This window comes from Bacillus nakamurai (assembly GCF_001584325.1).
Taxonomy (GTDB): domain Bacteria; phylum Bacillota; class Bacilli; order Bacillales; family Bacillaceae; genus Bacillus; species Bacillus nakamurai.
The window spans coordinates 69,525-86,787 of the sequence record NZ_LSAZ01000003.1; the positions used below are offsets into that span (position 1 = coordinate 69,525).

Genomic DNA, 17,263 nt, shown 5'->3' on the forward strand with positions numbered 1-17,263 from the left:
ACTTCCCGTTAAGCCTCTAATCTTTGGTTCTGTGTTTTCTCTTTTACTGAATGCAGTTTAAGAGCAGAACCAAGTATGATTATCATGCTTACAACTCCGATCCAAACAAGGACGGATACAGGGGTATTCCAGTTCAATCCTTTACCAAAGAAGAATAATTCCCGTAAACCTTCTACCATAAACCGCATCGGCAGCCATGGATAAACCCAATCGCGATAAAATGAAGACATCATTTCAGGTGCCATTGCAAGTAATGGAGCCCCGAAGAATAATAATAAGGCAAAAACAGCTATTCCTCTGATACCCAGCAAGGAAAGTACAGCTGATATCATTAGAAAGAAGCTAAATGAAGTAATGGTTAAAAATAAGGCTGTATCCATAAAATCCGGAATATTCAGTCCTACCATTCCCTCTGCTATCCAAGTAAAGCCAAATCCAATTACCAGTGCGACGATAGCACCCATGAAAATTTGTCCGATCTTTGTCAAAAGGTTTTCTTTTCGAGTGATGGTCTGGATTTTGCTGACGGCAATAAAGATGATTGCTGTACTCGCCAAAACTGCCATCCATAATGGTTGGAACAAGGAAATAGGGGCGTTGCCGTTTGCACTATTAGCACCAATTTCATTAACATTAGTGACTTTTTTAGTTATAGGAGCTGTCAGACTTGCAGCTTGTTTTGCTGTTAAAGTGGCTCCTTGCTTTTCAAACCCATCCAGCAGCTGGGTGCGAACGGTATGATTCAAGCTGTCAACTAATCCATTCAATATTTGCCCTGCTATGGTTGATGCCGGGGTATTCATTCCCTGATTGATAAATATTTGTAGTTCAGGCGAAACAGGTGTTGGGGTTCGTAAAGAGGCCTGCTTCGCACTAAAATCTTTCGGAATGACCAATGCTGCATAATATTTTTGATTATCTAATCCTTTTTGTACTTCATCTGCTGTTTTTACTTTAACCCATTTCACAGCAGGGTCTTTATCTGCTGTGGTTTTTGACTTTTTTTGTATCATTTCAACAATTGTATGCCCCATATTCATCTTTGGCTGATTAGGAATTTGCACTCCTTGGTCTTCGTTAATAATCGCAATGGGCAAATTTTTCGGTTGCGATTGTACGGATGGAAAAAGTGTTAGTGAAAAAATAAAAATGACTGCCAATGCAATTAGGGGAGATAACACCGCCAGTTTGTTTTTAAAAAGTTTCACTTCATTTCCTCCTTATGTTTAGTAGCAATATTCAACAACGTGTTGTTTTAATTGCGCTTTAAATTATAATTATAAATAACGGTCTTATCAATAATCAGAAACAATGAATGTGTCGTATATCCGACATAATTTCTGAATGTGTTGAAAAAAATTGGGAGGAAAATGGAATGCGGGATATAAACATGGATTTACGGGTCATTCGTACAAAAGAATCTATCCGGGATGCATTGATAGAATTGATAGAAGAAAAAGGTTTTGAGGCAATTACCGTGAAAGACATAACAACCAGGGCAAAAATCAATCGGGGAACCTTTTATACCCACTATCAGGATAAGTATGATTTAATGACCAAATGTGAGGAAGAAATTATGCAAGATATGGCTGACATGATCATAAAGAACGTTCCTAACATTATCGCAGACCTAGGAGCAGATCCTCCTGCTGCCACACCCTTTACCATTCTTGTTTCACTTTTTGAATATTTGGATCGAAATAGAGGGTTTATGAAAGCTGTTTTGGGTCCAAAGGGAGATTTATCGTTCCAAACAAAATTGAAAAAATTCGTATGGAAAACACTATTTGAAAGTAACAAAAATCCGCTTGTGAAGCAGGAAAATTTCCTAGTCCCAGCTGAATACTTAGTTTCCTATATTGCTTCGGCACACATAGGAGTTATTCAGCAATGGCTGAATAGTGATAGAGAGGAATCTCCAGAAGAGATGTCTCGTATTTTATCCACAATCACTATAAATGGCCCTTTCTTTGCGGCTGGCTTGAAAAAGTAAATGGAGAAAAGGGACGGTACTCAGCTAGGAGGTGCTGTCCCGTTTTTACATCCTTTCTTTTATAGGGAGGAGTGGTAAAACAGTGTCCATTTTTGCCCAAAATCATTATAAAATGATGCAGATGAGTGTAAGGTGAACTTTAGTGATTCACTAGATGGGGATGGACAACATATGCTTTTTTGCCCCAGCTGGCTGAATTTGCAAAAGAGGGTTATACTGTCGCAAGCGTCCAATATAGGGGAAGTAAAGAAGCGGTTTTCCCTGCACAGCTGCATGACGTAAAAACAGCAGTTAGATTTTTGAAAGCCAATGCCCCGGCATACAATATTGACCCAGAAAAAATCGGGGTATGGGGAGATTCTTCCGGCGGTCATTTGGCTCTCATGCTTGGGCTGACTGAAGGTCTTAAAGAATACGAACCAAGCGGGGAACATCTGCATGAAACCAGCCGCGTACATGCAATTGTAGACTGGTTCGGCCCAACTGATTTACTTGCAATGAGCCAATATCCATCTGTTATAGACCATGATGCTCCTGACTCACCCGAATCAATGCTTATTGGAGGAGCCATTCAGGAGAATAAGGAAAAAGCATTGAAAGCTAGTCCACTTCAATACGTTCACCGCGAAGCGCCCCCGATTCTTATTATGCATGGTGATCAAGATGGTATAGTTCCATAGGAACAAAGCGCTGCATTTTTCAAAGCACTTAAAACAGCAGGTCATAATGCTGAAATGTACAAAGTAAAAGGTGTAGGGCATATCAGTTTCACCCAAAAACATATTCTTAACATCGTCAAAACACTTTTCAACTCCCGCTTAAAAATCTAAAGTCAGATAGCTTGATTTAGAGCCGATTCAGCTGCGAAAAGGTTAAGATATCCAATTAAATGATACCAAAGGTTCTAAGCCCCTTGGTGTTTTTTATTTTCTTTGTCAAGAAGCGAAATCCGGCGTAAACAACAGGGTTCCTGCAGCCGGGTAATCATTTGATATGTCTTCGGGTATGCATTTTTCATACACATCAGCAAGGTATTTATATTTTTCCTGACTCATGTCTCTTTTCTCAATGTTTTTACAATCCGTCCCTGGAATAGGCCAAAGTCTATCAACATATGCTGAATGATACTTGTGATCAGTTTAGAAAGGGGAAATCAGCTTTGACAACATATCGGATCATGTCCTTTGACGGAGGCGGTACCTTAGGTGCTTTAAGTTTACAACTTATAAACAGATTGTCTCGACAAATACCAGAATTAATGAGACAAACCGATGTTTTCTCGGGGAGTTCAATTGGTTCATTTATTGCCCTTGCGTTAGCAAGCGGAAGATCGCCGAAGGAGACCCTCCAGTATTTTAAGGATAAAATCCTGCCGGCATACAGCATTTCCCGGCCAGGAGGACCTGTATTTAATCAACAATTGCCATATTCCGGTTTTATCGAAGCGGTACAATCATTTTTTCCATCAGGTCTTCGTCTTAAAAACTTTAGAAAACGAATTGTTGTCCCTGCATTTCATTTATACTCATCGGAGCTGAATCGCTGGACTCCTGTGTTATTCCACAATTATCCCGGCTCTCCCTATTTAAATGAGAAAGCGAGTGATGTCATACTGCGCAGCAGTGGTGCTCCCGCGACGCAGCGGGCCTATCAAAACTACGTGGATGGGTACGTAGTGGCAACTAACCCTAGTACAGCCAGTATCGCGTTTGCTGTGGGTAAAGCCAACCAGCCGCTGGATCAAATCGCGGTATTATCCATTGGAACGGGTGAAACCCCGACTCAGTTAAGAAGAGATACGAAGGGATGGGGAATGGTGAGTTCAGATAACATACGCCCCGAAAATCTGAAGGACCTTCCCCCGAATTGGGGAGTCCTTTTCGACCGATCGCCTAATGAACCGTTACTGCCATTTCTTTCGATTGTCGCTGGCGGAAATGGTTACTATGAATCCATGGTCAGTTCTCAACTTCTAGGAGATCGTTTTTTTCGTTTAGATCCACGGATCCCTAACTTCTCGAAAACGGACCCTTCTGTGGTTCCCGCTGTCATAGCAATTGCTGACAAAACCGATTTACAACCTGCAATTCAATTTATAGAGAAAAACTGGAGCTGATAAAATGATCCATAAATATTGGTTATGTTTCATTTGCAATATTTCAACAAACGGTTTTTCTGTATTTAAAAAAGAAGAGGGCAGGAGTAGATATTCCTTTCCTCTTCTTCATTTGCCAGCTTAAAAGAGGGGGTCAAATATTCCCTCTATTTTTATTAAGCGGTGTTTGCAGATTGTACGGGAGCTTTCTAAATCGAATGATGAGTTCTGCGATCACAAGGTTAAGAACAATGGCTCCATAAACACCAATCGTGTAACTAATATCATGGACCAATCCGAATCCCTTCGTGCAGGCTGAAGTAATCAAATGAATAAACAGATTCGTAAAGCAGAATAAATAACTTCTGATGATCCATTCTTGATGCTTGCTGTATTGCTTTCGTCTGGCTTTGGCTATTGCAATAACCGTCATCGCAGGCCAAATGATATTCACGATATTAAAGGCTATGCTTACGATTCTCCCTCCGGTTGAGTAGGGAGCCATATATCCTGATGTAAGTGTCACGATAAGTACTGAAATGAAATAGAAATATCCATTCAATTTGTGTACCTTGGGTATACCTGTCAGCATTCTTTTTGAGAAATTAACAGCACCGGTTAGCATAGCCAAACACGCAAACATGACATGCACATACATGATATTTAACCAAAGCGGCAGGTCAAACGATTCACGCAGCACCGTTTTATGACTTAGAAAAGACGTTGATTTTGGATCTTTTATCAAGTTCATATATAGAGTGTAAAAAATATATACTAAGATAAAAATGAGGATGGCTGCGTACAAGTACTTCGTTTTAGAAGCAAGAAACTTACTCTGTTTCAGGTTACTTTCCTCCTTGCGTGCTGTCCCATGTGTCATTGCTGCAAATGCAATCACGGTTTGAACAGATAACATTCGAGACCGAACCACATCCGGTCTCTTTTTTAATTATACATTAGATTGTCATCGTTTATTGTTTAATCAACATCCATTATAATCAGATAGAAAAAAGATTTTATGATTTCCGTAAAAATTAATGTTGAAAATTAACGAATCTTTATTTAGGAGGAAAGGATGGATAATAAAGATAAAGCCTTAATTTTAGTAGATATTCAAAAAGCATTCGATGATAAAAAATGGGGAGAGCGAAATAACCTTAACGCTGAGGAAAACACGTCTAAGATCCTTCAATTGTGGAGGAAGAAAGGATTTACGGTCATCATAATAAAGCACAAGTCAGATAACCCCGTTCGGTATTCCATTCGGACAATGAGGGGAATGCTATAAAAGATATAGTAAAGCCTATTGATGGAGAAGTAATGATAACAAAGTAAGTGAATAGCAGCTTTATTGGTACTAATCTGGAAGACTATTTAAAAGAGAATAAAATCGAAACCGTTATAATAACAGGCTTGACTACACCTCATTGTGTATCAACAACTGCAAGAATGAGTGCGAATTTAGGTTTCAACACATATCTGGTTTCAGATGCTACGGCAGCTTTTGGGATGAAGGACCAAAACGGTCAGTTTTATGACGCAGAAACGATACACAATAATCTTTAGCAACATTACACGAGGAATTTGCAACTATCCTTACAACAGAGCAGCTAATGAATGATTTTCATTAAAAACTGAACCAAGTTCGTTTATTAAGTCTGTACAAGAATTACAATTGACTCAGTTTCAGAAAATGAGAATAGAAGGCTTTTTTGTATAAACTCATTCTTAATGGAGGGGTTAAATGAATATTGAGCTGCAAGAAATAGATATTTTACATTCTGATTCCGGTCCTTATGGAATAGCTGTCTCACAAGAAGGAAAGGTATGGTTTACTCAACATAAAGCAAACAAAATCAGCTGTCTTACTCAAGATGGAACAATCAAAGAATATATTGTCCCGACTCCTGATGCAAGAGGATGTGCTTGATCATATCTTCAATAGGTGATATTTGGTTTACTGAAAATGAATCTAATAAAATTGGAAAGCTTACAACAGCGGGTATCTTTACAGAGTACTCTTTACCGCACCCGAATTCAGCACCATATGGAATTGCTGAAGGTCTAAACGGTGATATTTGGTTTACAGAAATGAACGGAAACCGGATAGGGAGACTGACAGCAGAAGGAGAGATTCATGAATATGAACTGCCGAATAAAGCATCATATCCTTCGTTTATTACGCTGGGCTCCGATAACGCACTTTGGTTCACTGAAAACCAAAACAATACCATCGGTAAGATAACTGAATCGGGAGAAATAACGGAATATCCGATTCCAACTCCGGGAGCAGGACCAGTGGGTCTTACAAGAGGAAATGATGATTCACTGTGGTTTGTAGAAATAATGGGGAACAAAATAGGCAAGATTACAATTTCAGGCGAAATAACTGAATATGATATTCCTACACCAAATGCACGACCTCATGCTATTACTGCGGGAGCAGAAACCGATTTATGGTTCACCGAATGGGGAGCAAATAAAATAGGAAGATTGACAAGAGAGCAATCTTTTGAAGAATATCCGATTAAAACATCAAATGGTGAACCTCACGGAATTGGATGCGACAAAGATGGCAACGTATGGTTCGCATTAGAATGTAATAAAATCGGAAAATTAAGCTTGCTGAAATGAGAGAGGAATTTATTTATTGCAGTAAAAATTCAAAGGGGCCCAGCCATGAATCTTCAGCTTTAATAGGTACGATCATTTCGTGGCTTCATAACGACGTACCGTACACTCCGTCATTTTTAGCCGAGCAGTTTTCTTTACTTCATCACAGGAAGCATATGGGGAAAGTTGAATTTTAAAAAACTAAGATTGTTATTACGAGCTGATCATTAATACTATCGATAGGATGGCACAAAATATACGAGGGTAATAGTTGATATGACTTGATTAAAATTTCATATCCATTCAAATGGAATTACTATGTGGGCGGCCTGGCGGGTGAATAACTCGTGGAGATTCAAGTCCTCTGCCGCATCCAATGATACCAAGGATCAGAGACCTTTGGTATTTTTTTATGCGTTCATTTCTTGAGCTTTTTTTATGACATTAGCTCATGACAGCACATCTGAATGGTTTGTCCGGAACAATCATTTTACACGCGGCTGTCATGGGCTGTCTTTGTTTAGGTGTTGTACTTTGACAATTCACAGCTAATCAGAAATAGCTGTACGGTTATTTTTAGATTTCAAGCACTTTCATAATTTGCGTTACTGCGAGATCAATTTTTGAATGACTTACCCGATCTTTAGCTTGTGTTGAAATCCCATACATAAATGCTTCATACATGGCACACAGCGCTGCTGCATCTGCTGAGTCAGAAATGTTTCCTTCTTCTTGTCCCCGTCGAATACACGCCTCCAATCTACTTCGGATTAAAGAACGTTCATAAGAAAGTAAATCTCTTACGTGATTATTTTTATCTGAACAGACACTTGCTGATAAGACCAGCAAACATCCGGAAGGGTGATCAGAATCTGTCTGCATTTTTGCAGATTGCCTTAATGCTTTCTCAATCGCTTCTTTTGCAGTTATCGAGGTATCGGTCAAACAATCCGTTACTTGTCCATATGACCTTTTGTAGCGATCGATGACTTCCTTAAAAAGCGCCTCTTTGGAGCCGAATGCGGCGTAAAAGCTTGCTGATGAAATACCCATTACTTCTTTCAGCTGAGCGAGGGACGTCGATTCAAATCCTTGTTCCCAGTACAGCACCATGGCTTTAGAAATCGCTTCTTCCTTGTCAAATGCACGCGGACGGCCAGTACGGGCCATAAGGCCACCTCCCTTGAATTATTAATTATATACTAATCGATCCAAAAATAATTGACAAGATTTTACGTATGGCATAACATATGGAATGATCGATCCAAAATTAATTGAAGGGAGAGCAGAAGTCAGCGTACTTAAACAAAATGAAGGAGTTGTAAAGATGTCTATGTCAGCCAGTACTCAAGAACAAGCAGCAAAAAAAATTCCTTGGCTTGAATTATTAGCCCTTTCAATGGCCGGCTTTATTTGTATTATGACCGAGACTGTTCCTGCGGGTCTGCTTCCGCAAATTGGTGATGGACTGCATGTATCAACCGCATTTGCCGGGCAGCTGGTTACGTTGTATGCGCTTGGTTCGTTAGCTGCGGCTATTCCCGTCACGTTTGCAACACAGAGCTGGAGGCGCAAACCTTTGCTCCTATTCGCGATCGTTTTGTTTTTCGTTTTTAACAGCGTCACGGCTTTTTCTTCTGTGTATACGGTCACTTTAATTGCCCGCTTCTTCGCAGGGGTTGGTGCGGGAATTGTCTGGAGTATGTTAACGGGTTATGCAAGACGGATGGTTTCTCAAGAGCTTAAAGGCCGGGCCACAGCCATCGCTATGGCCGGCACCCCGATTGCGCTTAGTCTGGGCGTGCCTATCGGAACTTTTTTAGGGGGACTGATGGGGTGGCGTGCTGTTTTTATGATCATGTCTTTGCTGTCTCTCGTTCTAATCATATGGATTGTCCTTAAGGTTCCCGATTTCTCCGGAAATTCAAAAACTCTGCGTGTGAATGTATTTAACGTATTAACGATTCCCGGGGTCCGGCCTATTCTAACGGTGGTCATTCTTTGGATGGTTTCTCATAATATTTTGTATACCTATATTGCCGCATTTCTTACCCCGGCAGGCCTAAGCTCACAAACGGGCACAGCGTTATTAGTGTTTGGGGTCTTGTCTCTCATTGGAATTTGGGTTACCGGATTATTCATTGATAAGCGGCTTCGTCTGCTTGTTCTGCTGAGCCTGCTCGGTTTCTCCATCACAGCATTGCTATTTCAATTTTCGGGATACAATTCAATTGTTATCTTTGTCGGTATTGCACTCTGGGGGGTGACCTTTGGAGGGGCAGCTACCTTATTACAAACAGCGTTAGCTCAAGCCGTTGGGGAAGCTAACGTTGACGCCGCTATGTCTATGAATACAACCGTCTGGAATATGGCTATTGCCGGCGGCGGGATTTTTGGGGGAATTCTTCTTGACCATGCTGGCAGCCAATCCTTTCCTATGACAATGTTTTTATTAATCCTTGCCGCTTTAATTATTTCATTTCTCAATAAGAAACATGCATTTCCATCATCTGAAACATTGTGAACAAGGGGCTGTCTCAAATGCCGCTTATCGGTTTTCACTGAAGAAACATACCAAATAATGTTGGTATGTTTTTTTTATCTTATTATTTTCTCTTCCATCGCTGTTTGCAAATAGATAGCAGCTCAGTTACAACGCTCAATAAACAGAGAAAAAAGTTTCTTCATATCATCATGTTTCTTTGTAAGCATTTCCGGATGCCATTGTACACCGACGACAAATAAATCACCTTGTCGTTCTATTCCCTCGATGACACCGTCTTTTGCATAAGCTGTTGCTTTAAATGACGGAGCGACATCTTTTATGATTTGATGATGGAACGAATTAACCATTGCTGAATCTCCAAACAAAGAGTGAAGGTGAGAACCTGCTTCAAAAGAGACGTGATGGGTTTTTAAAGACGGCTCTTTCTCCTGGTCATGCTTAATATATGAAAAAGAAGCATAAGTCAAATCCTGATATAAACTGCCGCCGAATGTGACATTTAATATTTGCACTCCGCGGCAAATAGCTAAGATTGGCTTATTTAAGGCAATAGCGGTTTTTATCAATAGCTGTTCGTACGCATCCCGATCCGGAAACGTTTCGCCTAATGCCTGTAAAGGTTCTTCCCCATATAATTGCGGAATCACATCTTGGCCGCCGGACAAGATCACACCATCAAGCCGTGAAATCTGCTGCTCCAGCAGGTCCGGCTGCTTAATAACCGGTAATATAAACGGCACACCGCCGGCTTCTGCCACAGACTGGACATAGTCATTATTTACATAAGCCCGATCATAACCCGGAAAAGGACCGGATTGATCAATCTTGATACTTCCTGTTATTCCAATGAATTGGGGCATCCTTCGTGCACCTGAGCCTTTCTTTGGTGTGTATTTTTTTCATACTATTTGAAATTCATGCAGTTCTCATGAATATAGATTTTACATATGTCTTTCAAATTATTCTTGATTCATCCTGCCGCATCACTCCTGCATGAAACTGCTTCGCAGACTTAGGGTCCAGCACAATACGATCTCCATCATCCCCTTTAAAAAGTCCTCAATCCTATTTGGAATCTGGGAGACGAAAAGCGTATGGATAGAACTCAAGATGAAATCGGATAAACGTTTCCGCGGGCCATCATACGTTTGAAAATAGTGAATGCCGCTGTCACTTAATTCTGAACGGAAAGACATAAATTTCACTCCTGCTCATTTCAATCAAAATCTAATATTTGGAAATGGAGTTGCCATTATAACAAAATTACAAAAGAACAGATTATGAACATCCGTAATTGTATACGTTTGTATACAATTGAATGCAAGATGATGCGTGAAGGGAGCTTTATGATGAGAAATAAGGAATTTAAAAAAGAGGGACATCATCGCGGTGAGCGTTCCAAAGGAAAAGGCAGTTCACAACAGCATGGACCAAAAACCTTTCGCCGCGGAAGGGCAATTGCTTTTTTAGAGATGCTGCATCTTAAGCGATCAACCATTAAGCAGCAGTTAGATCAGCCGGAGTTTCAAACGATTCATCAAATGCTGGTCGGTGAATTAAAAGCCATTGATATGGTCATCAACGAATTTAGTCAAGTATTCGAAATACATGAAAGTGAAGCAATCGAAATATCCGATCAGAAAAATGAAGAAACGGGAACATCTTTAGAAAATGGTGAGAAAGGAATGAGCTGAATGAAACAAATGAACAGTTATATTGATTCTGTGTTTTTGAATCATGATCCTCTTTTGGAGGAAGTCATTTTATCAATAAAAGAAAACGACATGCCTTCCATATCGGTTTCTCCTTCCGCCGGTAAACTTCTCACTATGCTTGTTTCCATTTCCGGCGCCAAAAATGTTCTGGAAATTGGGGCTCTTGGAGGCTATAGCGGAATTTGTCTTGCAAGGGGATTTGGCAAAGAAGGAAACTTAACTTCTCTTGAATTAAAGGAAGAGTACGCAAAGTGTGCACAAAGCAATCTAACCAAAGCCGGCTTTGGCGATCAAGTAACATATATGACCGGAGCAGCTTTGCAAAGCCTTGAAAAGCTGGCAGACGAAGATAAGCGGTTTGATTTTTTCTTTATCGATGCTGACAAAGATAATTATGAAAATTATTTGCGGTATTGCATCAGGCTTGCAGAGCCGGGTGCTTTAATTGTGGCGGATAATGTGCTTGCAGGCGGGAGTGTAGCGGATCAGGATGCTGAACCTAGACGTTATACTGAAATCATGAAGAAATTCAATGCAACGGCAGCTGATCATCCCCAATTGGAATCCCTGCTTATTCCAATCTGTGACGGGATGACCGTTTCAAAAGTAAAGAAACCATGAAACAAAAGGTAGAGGGGTCTCAGTGCCGCTCTTATTTTTTTATTTCCGCCTCGTAATCGTCAAAGCTGACCCAAATTATAGGCTTTGTAAGGTGAATCTGTTATATAGGATAGAGAATCAACCAAGGAAAGGCCATATAAATGTTTGCGAGAAATTGAGGAGACGTTGCCCAAACTGTTTTTGGGCAGATTTTTTTATCTTTAAATGGAAAGGTCATTTTCAGCCGTCAGAAAAATACCAGCCTTTGATCAGCAGTCTAAACTTCGCATATGGCGCAAAGCCACACAGCACAGCCCGAACCAATTGCTGCAATCTGCAGTTAAATCATCACGCATTTTGCCGTCCATGACTGAACAATATTCATTGGCCCTTTATGCCTTGTAGAACCTGTACATAAGTGCTACACTCATCGGAAATGGCGAAACTCATCCATAAGAATCAGTTTATTCTTTAGGGGGTATGAAAAAGGGATTCACATCTTTTTTGCAGCTAGGCTCGTATCTGCTTATGTTTGATGAAAAATGAGGGCTTCAGCGCAAAAAGGTTTGATACAGATCATGACAGGGAAGTGACGATATGATTGAATTTAACGATGTATCAAAACAGTACAAAGATGGCACGTATGCTGTAAAATCATTCAATGCCGTGATAAATAAAGGCGAATTCTTTGTCATTATCGGGCCCAGCGGCAGCGGTAAAACGACAACGCTGAAAATGATAAATCGCTTAATTGAATTATCCGGCGGTACGATATCTATAAATGGTCAGAAAATAAGTGAATATGATATTCATGAGCTGCGCTGGAATATAGGATATGTTCTTCAGCAAATCGCTCTGTTTCCAAATATGAATATTGAAGAAAACATAGCTGTCGTGCCCGAATTGAAAAAATGGAATCGGGAAACAATCAAACAGCGTGTCAATGAGCTTTTAGAAATGGTTGGTTTAGATCCTGAAATATACCGTGAGAGAAAACCTCATGAGCTTTCAGGAGGACAGCAGCAGAGAATCGGCGTCGTACGCGCCTTAGCCGCAGATCCTGAAATGATCTTAATGGATGAACCGTTCAGTGCTCTTGATCCGATGACAAAGGTGAAATTACAGGATGATATGCTGGATTTACAGCGAAGAATACAAAAAACGATTGTCTTTGTCACCCATGATATACAGGAAGCATTAAAGCTTGGAGACCGGATATGCATCATGAATAACGGTGAAATTGTTCAAATCGGCACTCCTGATGACATTCTGTATCACCCTGCTAATGATTTTGTAAGAGACTTTGTCGGAGTGCAAGAAGGTATTACAAATGAAAAAATGAATCTTGAAGACATCGTACAGCAAACAGAGGTTGCGCCATCGAATCCTTTTGAAACAGTTTCTGTAACAACTTCTTTACAGGAGATTCTGGATAAATTAACCCACCATGATCAAGTATTTGCTGAGCGTAATGGTGAGATGATAGGTGTCATCAACAGACAGGCGTTTATACAGTATCTGGCTGAACATGTTCAAAAGAGAGGTCACATGAATGAATAATTTTTTACATGAAGTATCAGACAGGAAAGGACAGCTGATAAACGCGCTGCTGGAGCACATTCAAATTTCTCTGATCGCTCTCTTTTTTGCAGTTCTCATATCTATCCCCCTCGGTATTTATCTGACGAGAAAACAAAAGCTGGCAGAAGTCATCATAGGTATAACGGCCGTATTGCAAACCATTCCATCTCTGGCTCTGCTCGGTCTCCTCATTCCTATAGCCGGAATAGGGAAAATACCTGCAGTTATCGCACTTATTGTTTATGCGCTGCTGCCTATTTTAAGAAATACATATACAGGGATTAAGGAGATTGATCCTTCCTTAATCGAAGCTGCAAGGGCTATGGGAATGAACAGCAGAAAGAGGTTAGTAAAGGTAGAGCTTCCTTTGGCGATGCCGGTTATAATGGCGGGAATACGAACTGCCATGGTTTTAATTGTGGGTACTGCAACATTAGCAGCGCTTATTGGAGCCGGAGGTTTAGGTGATTTAATTCTTCTTGGAATTGATAGAAATAACACTGAACTCATCCTTATTGGAGCTATACCGGCTGCCATTCTGGCTATATTGTTTGATTTTCTGCTTCGGAAGCTTGAAAACATTTCTTTTAAGAAATCACTGGCTGGTATTGGAATACTGGCAGCCGCAGTCTTAATCGTTCTGACCATATCAGCCTCTTTTGGACAGGGGAACAAAAATATTGTTATCGCGGGAAAACTGGGTTCTGAACCTGAAATTTTAATTAATATGTATAAGCTTCTTATTGAGCAAGAGACCGATTTACACGTGCAATTAAAACCTGGCTTCGGCAAGACTTCATTTGTATTCAATGCATTAAAATCAGGGGACATTGACATTTACCCGGAATTTACCGGCACGGCCATTTCTGAGTTTTTAAAGGAAACACCCGTCAGCACAGATGAAAAACAGGTGTATGAACAAGCGAAAAAAGGAATGCTTAAAACATTTGATATGGAACTGCTTAAGCCGATGAAGTATAACAATACTTATGCATTAGCGGTACCGAGGCAATTAGCTGATGCATACAATCTTAAAACAATATCAGACTTAAAAAGTCATCAGAAAAACTTGAAGGCCGGTTTTACTTTAGAATTTGCCGATCGGGAAGACGGATATCGCGGCATTCAGAAAACGTATGGAATGACATTTTCAAATCTGGTGACGATGGAGCCGAAGCTTCGTTACAATGCAATCAAAACAGGTGATATTCATGTAGTAGATGCTTACTCAACGGACAGTGAATTAGAACAATATAAATTGTCTGTACTGAAAGATGACAAGCATGTATTTCCGCCATACCAAGGTGCTCCGTTGGTAAGAAAAGACACATTGAAAAAATACCCTCAGTTAGAGGGCGCATTAAATAAACTTGACGGAAAAATAACGGATCAACAGATGCGGGAAATGAATTATGACGTGAACGTAAAAGGGAAAAGTGCAGAAGAAACCGCTGAAAAATTTTTAAAAGAAGAAGGGCTTCTGAAATAGGGTTAATAGCACCCCTAGTGAAAGGCCCCGCGGGTGAATCACCCGCGGAGGCCGGTTTCTCTCGGGCCGCCTCAATGATGCCAAGGGTTTGCGGGCCTTTGGTATTTTTTGTTTGCTGTTTTGATCAGAAAACATTCAAAACGGTCCGCTTCACAACTGCTTTAGTTCTTTTATTTGTTCTGTCAGCTCTTTAAATTTCTTGTCGAGTTCTGTGTACGCTTTATCATTCGGGGTCATGAAACTAAGCTTTCCCAGCACTTCCTGTCTTTCTGTTTCCAGCTTTAAACGCAATTCATCCTGATGATCTCTTTTTGAAGAGGTTTCTTTCCATTGCTTTTGAACGCTGCTGTTCGAAATGACGAGCTGATTGTCCGTCGTTTTTTCGAGAAAATATCGGTCGTGCGAAACGATGAGCAGCGTTCCGTTGTACTGTGCCAACGTGTCTTCGAGCTGCTCGCGTGAAGGCAGGTCAAGGTGGTTTGTCGGTTCATCTAATATAAGCACATCTTTTTCCTCAAGGATATATGCCATCAGCTTGCACTTTACACGCTCGCCCATGCTCATCTTTCCGATGGGTTCTGTCCACTGGGATGCCGTGAATCCCAGATGCTTCATGATCGTTTGAACTTTTCCTCTCGCCTCGAATGTTTCTTTATAAAATAGCTGCTCCGGCGTCTGTTCGAGCGGTAAGTCGAATACTTCCTGCGTTAAATAGCCGATGTTGGCAGAGGGTGACATCCAGATATCGCCCTCTGCTGTTTCCTGACCGAGGATGACTTTCAATAATGTCGTCTTACCGCTGCCATTCGGACCTGTGATGGAAATCTTCTCACCGTGCTGGATGGTGAAATTGACATTTTTAAATAGCGTTCGTCCGCCAAACGATTTTGTTAGATTTTTCACTTCTAAAAACCGTTTTCCCGCCTTATGATTCGCCTCAATGGAAAAACGCACATTATATTCCGCCTCAACCGGTTCAGCTTTTGCTTTTTCAAGCTCTTTTTCAAGGCGTTTCTGTTTTGACTTGATTTGGGCATCCGTACGTTTTGCTTTTACGCGATGGTATTCTTTAAAGCCTTCCTGTTTCGTCGATTGTGCGTGGGCTTTTTGCGACCAGGCAGTGAGCTCACCCATTTGGGCTTCGATCCGTTTGATCATGTTCTGCTGATTTTCATATTCCCGCTGCTGAGTCAGCCTTTTCTGTTTGCGAACCTCCATATAACCGGAGTAATTGCCTTTATGTTCAATCAGCTTTTTTCCTTCAATCGACCATATTTTCGTCGTCACGGCATCTAAAAAAGCGCGGTCATGCGAAACGAAAATAATGGTGCCTTTATAATTCTGCATTTGGTTTTTCAGGATGTCTAAACTTTGTTTATCAAGATGGTTTGTCGGCTCATCTAATAACAAAAGGTCAGCAGCTGTTGAGAAACCTTTTGCAAGCCGTGCTTTCAGCTTTTCTCCGCCGCTTAATTGTGTAAAGTCATGAGCCGGCACATTCCATTTTTCTAATAGTTTCACTTCTGAAGGCTGCATATCGCCGGAAGAGTGCGACTCCGTTTCTTGTTCCACCATAAAAACGTTCAAGTCTTGCTGCATCCATTGAATATGTCCTTTTGTCGGAACTGCATCCTGGCTGATCAATTGCAGCAATGTAGATTTACCGGCACCGTTTTTGCCGATGACACCGATGATGTCCCCTTGCTGAACACTGGCATTGATATCTTCAAACATGCAAAAGTCTGCTTCATAACTGATGCCCGTTAGTTTTAATAATTCTTTCATAAGATCATTCCCTCGCTTTAAGGGAGAATTAAAAAAATCCTCCCAATTGATTTGGAAGGATTAGCCGTACCTGTACATCATCAAATAAGCTATTTTTCAATAGCTATGTCATTTATAGAAAATGGGCAGACTAATCCTATTTTTTCTGATTTGAAATATCCGATTTCAAACGTTAAAAATAAGATTAGTTAATCATCGTCCACCCATCATCCCTTCTCATATTAATAAAATCAGTGTAGCACACACATAGCTGTAAAAGCAAAAGGCATAAGCCTTTTTATTCCAAATCGGGCGTTTTCCACTCTTCTTCTAAAACGGCATAATAATATTCATCCCACCAATCATGATCATGGGGGATGCATTTTTTGAAAAAGCCCTCCCGTCTCATTCCGATCTTCTCCATCACCCGATGGGAAGCAATGTTTTCCGGCTGGCATGTCGCAATGATCCGGTGTAATTTCATCTTAGTAAAACCGAATGCGAGCACGGCGCGTGCAGCCTCTGAAGCATATCCTTTTCCCTGATATTCCGGGTGAAACACCCAGCCGATTTCATATGTATGGTCACCAAAATATTTGAAAAAAGGAATGTGGCCAATAACCGTTTTTTCATCCTTCAATATAACAGGAAACTTCTCGGCATGTTCACCGCTGTTTTCAGCAACGAATTTCTTGGCATCTTCTTGGGTAAAGACACCCTCTGGTATGTACTTCATGACATTCCGATTTGACGTGTACGCATAGACATCTTGCCAATCTTCCGGTTCAAATGTCCGGATCACGAGCCTGTCGGTTTTGATATTCATGTTCTGTTCTCCCATCAAAAAAGTTTTCATCTATCATTTACTTCGATTGAAAAGGAGTAAAAACCTTTAAGCGGGGCGGGG

Annotated in this window: 14 protein-coding genes and 2 pseudogenes; 10 read left to right on the forward strand and 6 right to left on the reverse strand. The window is 40.7% G+C overall.

What is annotated here, in order from left to right; translation table 11 throughout:
* Positions 1–8: 8 nt before the first annotated feature.
* Complete coding sequence (locus AXI59_RS02065) at positions 9–1,208, reverse strand: YhgE/Pip domain-containing protein (protein WP_061521502.1); 1,200 nt, start codon at positions 1,206–1,208, stop codon at positions 9–11.
* 167 nt (positions 1,209–1,375) lie between these two features.
* Between AXI59_RS02065 and AXI59_RS02070 the strand changes: the two genes are divergently transcribed.
* From AXI59_RS02070 to AXI59_RS02080, 3 genes are all read left to right on the forward strand, one after another.
* Positions 1,376–1,993 (forward strand): TetR/AcrR family transcriptional regulator, encoded by a 618-nt coding sequence (locus AXI59_RS02070; RefSeq protein WP_061521501.1) that lies wholly within the window; start codon positions 1,376–1,378, stop codon positions 1,991–1,993.
* Positions 1,994–2,172: 179 nt separating this feature from the next.
* Positions 2,173–2,673 carry an alpha/beta hydrolase gene (locus tag AXI59_RS02075; protein ID WP_231878424.1) on the forward strand — a complete coding sequence of 167 codons (501 nt, stop codon included), beginning with the start codon at positions 2,173–2,175 and terminating at the stop codon, positions 2,671–2,673.
* A gap of 479 nt (positions 2,674–3,152) precedes the next feature.
* The gene (locus AXI59_RS02080) at positions 3,153–4,109 is read left to right on the forward strand and encodes a patatin-like phospholipase family protein (RefSeq protein ID WP_156476208.1); all 957 of its coding nucleotides are present in this window, start codon (positions 3,153–3,155) and stop codon (positions 4,107–4,109) included.
* 133 nt (positions 4,110–4,242) lie between these two features.
* Here AXI59_RS02080 and AXI59_RS02085 read toward each other — a convergent pair whose 3' ends face one another.
* Entirely contained in the window at positions 4,243–4,881 is a 639-nt protein-coding gene (locus tag AXI59_RS02085) for a DUF2306 domain-containing protein (RefSeq protein WP_061527266.1), read from the reverse strand.
* 282 nt (positions 4,882–5,163) lie between these two features.
* Between AXI59_RS02085 and AXI59_RS02090 the strand changes: the two are divergent.
* Positions 5,164–5,719 (forward strand): annotated as a pseudogene (locus AXI59_RS02090) (cysteine hydrolase family protein).
* Between the two features lie 113 nt (positions 5,720–5,832).
* Positions 5,833–6,722 (forward strand): annotated as a pseudogene (locus tag AXI59_RS02095) (Vgb family protein).
* A 555-nt stretch (positions 6,723–7,277) separates the two neighbouring features.
* On the opposite strand, the gene AXI59_RS02100 reads toward AXI59_RS02095, so the two are convergent.
* Entirely contained in the window at positions 7,278–7,871 is a 594-nt protein-coding gene (locus AXI59_RS02100; protein ID WP_061521499.1) for a TetR/AcrR family transcriptional regulator, read from the reverse strand.
* 85 nt (positions 7,872–7,956) lie between these two features.
* Between AXI59_RS02100 and AXI59_RS02105 the strand changes: the two genes are divergently transcribed.
* Positions 7,957–9,225 carry an MFS transporter gene (locus AXI59_RS02105; protein ID WP_338022771.1) on the forward strand — a complete coding sequence of 423 codons (1,269 nt, stop codon included), beginning with the start codon at positions 7,957–7,959 and terminating at the stop codon, positions 9,223–9,225.
* 122 nt (positions 9,226–9,347) lie between these two features.
* Here AXI59_RS02105 and AXI59_RS02110 read toward each other — a convergent pair whose 3' ends face one another.
* Positions 9,348–10,067, reverse strand: a complete 720-nt coding sequence (locus tag AXI59_RS02110; RefSeq protein ID WP_061527243.1) for a gamma-glutamyl-gamma-aminobutyrate hydrolase family protein — start codon at positions 10,065–10,067, stop codon at positions 9,348–9,350.
* A gap of 489 nt (positions 10,068–10,556) precedes the next feature.
* Here AXI59_RS02110 and AXI59_RS02120 point away from each other — a divergent pair, with 489 nt between their 5' ends.
* From AXI59_RS02120 to opuFB, 4 genes are all read left to right on the forward strand, one after another.
* Positions 10,557–10,901, forward strand: a complete 345-nt coding sequence (locus AXI59_RS02120; RefSeq protein WP_061521495.1) for a hypothetical protein — start codon at positions 10,557–10,559, stop codon at positions 10,899–10,901.
* On the forward strand, positions 10,902–11,543 hold the full coding sequence (locus AXI59_RS02125) for an O-methyltransferase (protein ID WP_061527245.1): 642 nt from the start codon (positions 10,902–10,904) through the stop codon (positions 11,541–11,543).
* 576 nt (positions 11,544–12,119) lie between these two features.
* Positions 12,120–13,082 carry an ABC transporter ATP-binding protein gene (locus tag AXI59_RS02130; RefSeq protein ID WP_061521493.1) on the forward strand — a complete coding sequence of 321 codons (963 nt, stop codon included), beginning with the start codon at positions 12,120–12,122 and terminating at the stop codon, positions 13,080–13,082.
* Entirely contained in the window at positions 13,075–14,592 is a 1,518-nt protein-coding gene (gene opuFB / locus AXI59_RS02135) for an osmoprotectant update ABC transporter permease/substrate-binding subunit OpuFB (protein ID WP_061527246.1), read from the forward strand. The genes AXI59_RS02130 and opuFB overlap by 8 nt, the downstream gene beginning before the upstream one ends.
* A 150-nt stretch (positions 14,593–14,742) precedes the next feature.
* Here opuFB and abc-f read toward each other — a convergent pair whose 3' ends face one another.
* Entirely contained in the window at positions 14,743–16,377 is a 1,635-nt protein-coding gene (abc-f, locus tag AXI59_RS02140; protein ID WP_061527247.1) for a ribosomal protection-like ABC-F family protein, read from the reverse strand.
* A 277-nt stretch (positions 16,378–16,654) separates the two neighbouring features.
* Positions 16,655–17,182, reverse strand: coding sequence for a GNAT family N-acetyltransferase (locus AXI59_RS02145; RefSeq protein WP_061527248.1), 528 nt, complete (start codon positions 17,180–17,182; stop codon positions 16,655–16,657).
* Between the last annotated feature and the right edge of the window lie 81 nt (positions 17,183–17,263).